Annotated in this window: 2 protein-coding genes; both read right to left on the bottom strand. The window is 42.6% G+C overall.

The features are described 5' to 3' along the window. Window positions 1–597 precede the first annotated feature (597 nt). The gene (locus MSA64_RS03245; protein ID WP_287890521.1) at window positions 598–1,767 is read right to left on the bottom strand and encodes an IS91 family transposase; all 1,170 of its coding nucleotides are present in this window, start codon (window positions 1,765–1,767) and stop codon (window positions 598–600) included. Next, the gene (locus tag MSA64_RS03240) at window positions 1,760–2,629 is read right to left on the bottom strand and encodes a tyrosine-type recombinase/integrase (protein WP_287890520.1); all 870 of its coding nucleotides are present in this window, start codon (window positions 2,627–2,629) and stop codon (window positions 1,760–1,762) included. Before MSA64_RS03240 ends, MSA64_RS03245 begins: the two co-directional genes overlap by 8 nt. Window positions 2,630–2,827: the final 198 nt, after the last annotated feature.

Raw genomic sequence — 2,827 nt, 5'->3', positions numbered from 1 at the left:
GCTGCCTCTGCAAGAGAACCGGCATTTTCTATCGTAATCGCCCGGTTTCTAAGCTCTGTTTTCGCTTTTTTCAGTTCAGCTTCCAGCTCCTCATTTCGTTCAATCTGCTGAATCAACATTTCCAGAAGCTCTGCACGGCTCAGTTTTCGCAATTCTTTATCCGTCATCTGACTCCTCCAACTTTTGTCCTTATGACATTCAGGCAATAAATATGGGAAGCAGTAATTCCTATACAGCTCCCCGGGATGCATGTTATACAGCACTTAACTAATTACTACTCTCTTTTCATGCTGAGTTTCAACTTCATCCATGCTGTATCCGACTACTACATAATTTTTAAGGAAAGAACCAAAGGTGGGTTGAATAAGAGGGCAACTGTCGGTGCCCCCTTATTCAGCACACTTTTGGTTTTTCCGAATTGAACAAAGTCGCGTCCGGTATATGGGGATTCAATATCTCACATTCTGTCATTATTTTTTGGATAAGCAGAACTGTCTATGGAGAAGACGATCTCGAAAATCCAGGGATTTTTTTGATTTTGAGCAGAAATTCCCCTTACCCCAGTTTTGTAAGTACGGTATTCGTTTTGAGTTTGGTTTAGGCACTGTTTTTTCGGTGTGTCATATATCTGGAACACACCTTATATGATACGTTTCCTCCACAACACGGACATACTGTGACATCCTTTTTGTACAGTATCTTGATCGCATGTACTTTATCTTCCTTCCTGAACCGTCTCAGAAATTCACGGCAGCCGATCAGATTTCTGCAGATGGGAATCAGTTTTCGTTTATTATGGTTGCTCAGGAGCCCATAGTGACGTATCCTGACAAATCCTTTCGGAGGAACATGCATCAGGAAACGGCGGATGAATTCGGTACCTTCCAGGGTTAACTCCTTCCATTTACCTCCACATTTATAATCCTTTACCCGGATGGTTACCGTATTTTCATCCATATGGAGAATGCGGCTGTTGCTGATTGCAATCCGATGGGTGTAACGCCCCAGGTAATTCATCACAGTTTCTGCTCCGGCAAAGGATTCCCTGATATCTGTAACCCAGTCTTTTTTATAGCACGTATCCAGCAATTCCTGGTATTCATACTGGTTACGGTATTTTTGGGCATCACCTTCATAAGAAAGTTTTCCATTATCATGCAGCTGTTTCAGCCCGGACAGGAATTTTCCCTTAAAAAGCTTTGCCATTGCTTTCCCGGGCAGAAAATAGCCATCTTCTTTCTGGTGCCAGTTACGGTCTGTGTCCAACCCGCCGCAGGTTGATAACACATGAATGTGCGGGTGGTAAGAAAGATTGGATGCCCACGTATGCATAATGCTGATAAATCCGGGGGTGCCTCCCATATGGGAAGGGTCTTCTGAAAGCTCCTGGATGGTTTCTGCCACAGCATGAAAAAAGAGAGAATACAACTCTTTCTGATTACAGTAGATCAATGGGTTCAACTCACTTGGACAGGTAAAGACAAGGTGGTAATAATCAATGTCCAATACATGTTCATTCTGTGCATCAACCCATAATTCATTCGCTAACGCCTGGCACATCGGACAGGATCTGTCACGGCAGGAATTGTTATGGTACTGGATATGTCCGCATGTGTCACATTCAGAGATATTGGCTCCATATGCACCAGTCTTGCAGTTCAGGATATGATGTACGGTTTTTGCCTGACTTGCAGTGGGTGTGTAAGAGTCCAGATATTTCGGATAGAAATGCCGGAGGACATCCTGCATGGTAGGATTATCATTCATCACGGCTGCCCTCCCCATCCTTTTTTTCAAAAGTATCAAAGGGACTCCGGATACCCATAAGTGCTTTGGATGTCATCTGCAGATACACATCCGTGGAATTCGGGCTGCGGTGGCCTAACAGTTGTTGGATAAATGTATGGCTGACTCCGTCTTCAAGTGCGTGGCAGGCAAAGCAATGCCTCATTGTATGCGGTGTTACCCCTTCCGGAAGCCCGAGTTTCCGTGCATGATTTTTTATGAATAGTTGAACGGTTGAACTGGTAAGTGGCTCATCCCTTACTGTGCTTGGAAACAGCCATCCCATCGGGCGGTTATAACGGTACCAGTATTCTGTAAGGATTTCCAGGTTCCTGTCACTTAATATGGTATAGCGGTCCTGCCGGTTCTTTGACAATGGAACATGTATCATCATCTGTTTCCTGCGGATATCTTCATAGCGCAGATGGCAGACTTCACTGACCCGAAGACCGGAGGAATACATCGTTGCAGTGATGGCCTTGTGCTTATAGTTATCCATAGAATCAATAAGTAGGTTTACCTGTTCCCGGGTAAGGATTATAGGGAGCTGCCTGTCGCGTTTCATTTTTGGTATTTTTTTGGAATCCCACACATATCCAAGAGTGTATTCAAAGAAGAAACGGATCGCTGCAGTATAGACATTAATTGTGGAAGCTTTTTTGTTCTCATGATCTTTCATGTAGAATATAAATTTCCGAATATCAGCGTAGGTAATGGACATGGCATCCTTATTAGTGAAATCAAGAAATCTTTTCACAAAACGATAATAGTCTTCACATGTATTTGATGTAAAATTTTTTAACTGCATATCCTGCAGTAATTTAAAAAGGTATTTTTCATTCATCGAAATGTCCTCCAATATAGTAAAAGAATTTTCCGTCAAGAAGTCCTTATCCTTATATTTGGAGGCGCATGGGCATCGTAAAAACACTTGTCTAAAATGATAATATATGTTAATCTGTTCATGGCAGTGGTGGTGTCGATCCTGTTTGATTGTTATTTTGTGGTGATTTAACAATACTACTTTTAGGACTTGGCTACC

This window comes from Oliverpabstia sp., assembly GCF_022785585.1.
In the GTDB taxonomy this organism is placed as follows: domain Bacteria; phylum Bacillota; class Clostridia; order Lachnospirales; family Lachnospiraceae; genus Oliverpabstia; species Oliverpabstia intestinalis.
The sequence above is the reverse complement of the archived record's forward strand: the minus strand, read 5'-3'. Positions and strand labels throughout refer to the sequence as shown.

What these genes read in the sequence shown, in the direction of transcription:
- MSA64_RS03245 (WP_287890521.1), bottom strand. Translation starts at nt 1,767, where the DNA reads ATGAATGATAATCCTACCATGCAGGATGTCCTCCGGCATTTCTATCCG.
- MSA64_RS03240 (WP_287890520.1), bottom strand. Translation starts at nt 2,629, where the DNA reads ATGAATGAAAAATACCTTTTTAAATTACTGCAGGATATGCAGTTAAAA.